Source organism: Leptolyngbya sp. AN10 (genome assembly GCF_050565645.1).
In the GTDB taxonomy this organism is placed as follows: domain Bacteria; phylum Cyanobacteriota; class Cyanobacteriia; order Leptolyngbyales; family Leptolyngbyaceae; genus Leptolyngbya.
This window is the reverse complement of the sequence record NZ_JBNXVP010000109.1, coordinates 1-1,081: the sequence shown is the minus strand read 5'-3', so window position 1 is coordinate 1,081 and position 1,081 is coordinate 1. Positions and strand designations below refer to the sequence as shown.

Genomic DNA, 1,081 nt, shown 5'->3' with positions numbered 1-1,081 from the left:
GTTGATTGCAGGTGCAGACAGCGCCACAGGTGCAGCTTCGCCAGCAGCCAAGTCAAGCGGGAAGTTGTGAGCGTTGCGCTCGTGCATCACTTCCATTCCCAAGTTCGCACGGTTGATTACATCAGACCAGGTGCTGACCACACGACCCTGCGAGTCGATGATCGATTGGTTGAAGTTGAATCCGTTCAGGTTGAACGCCATCGTGGACACACCCAATGCGGTGAACCAGATGCCGACGACCGGCCATGCACCCAAGAAGAAGTGCAATGCGCGGGAGTTATTGAACGATGCGTATTGGAAGATCAACCGACCGAAGTAGCCGTGGGCTGCAACGATGTTGTAGGTCTCTTCTTCTTGTCCGAACTTGTAACCGTAGTTTTGGCTTTCCACTTCGGTGGTTTCACGAACCAGCGAGGAGGTGACCAAGGAACCGTGCATTGCGGAGAACAAGCTACCACCGAACACACCAGCGACTCCCAACATGTGGAACGGGTGCATCAGGATGTTGTGCTCTGCTTGGAACACCAACATGAAGTTGAAAGTTCCAGAGATTCCCAAGGGCATTCCATCCGAGAACGAGCCTTGTCCGATCGGGTAGATCAAGAACACGGCTGTTGCTGCTGCTACAGGGGCAGAGTACGCAACGCAGATCCAAGGACGCATGCCGAGACGGTAGGAAAGTTCCCATTCACGTCCCATGTAGCAGAATACGCCGATCAAGAAGTGGAAGACGACGAGTTGGTAAGGACCACCGTTGTACAGCCACTCATCTAACGATGCGGCTTCCCAGATCGGGTAGAAGTGTAAGCCGATTGCGTTCGACGAAGGAACGACTGCACCGGAGATGATGTTGTTGCCGAACATCAACGAACCAGCAACGGGTTCGCGGATGCCGTCGATGTCAACGGGGGGCGCTGCGATGAACGCAACGATGTAGCAGATGGTTGCAGCAAGCAATGTGGGGATCATCAATACGCCGAACCAGCCTACATAAAGGCGGTTGTCGGTGGAGGTGACCCAGTTGCAGAACTGCGCCCACAGATTTGCGCTCTCGCGTCTCTGTAAGGTGGTTGTCATGGTT

General features: G+C 54.3%; 1 protein-coding gene. It reads right to left on the bottom strand.

Features of this window, described 5'->3' with window-relative positions:
• The coding region (gene psbA, locus ACQ4M5_RS41765; RefSeq protein WP_430681693.1) for a photosystem II q(b) protein at positions 1-1,077 on the bottom strand (1,077 nt) is incomplete at its 3' end.
• Positions 1,078-1,081 lie beyond the last annotated feature (4 nt).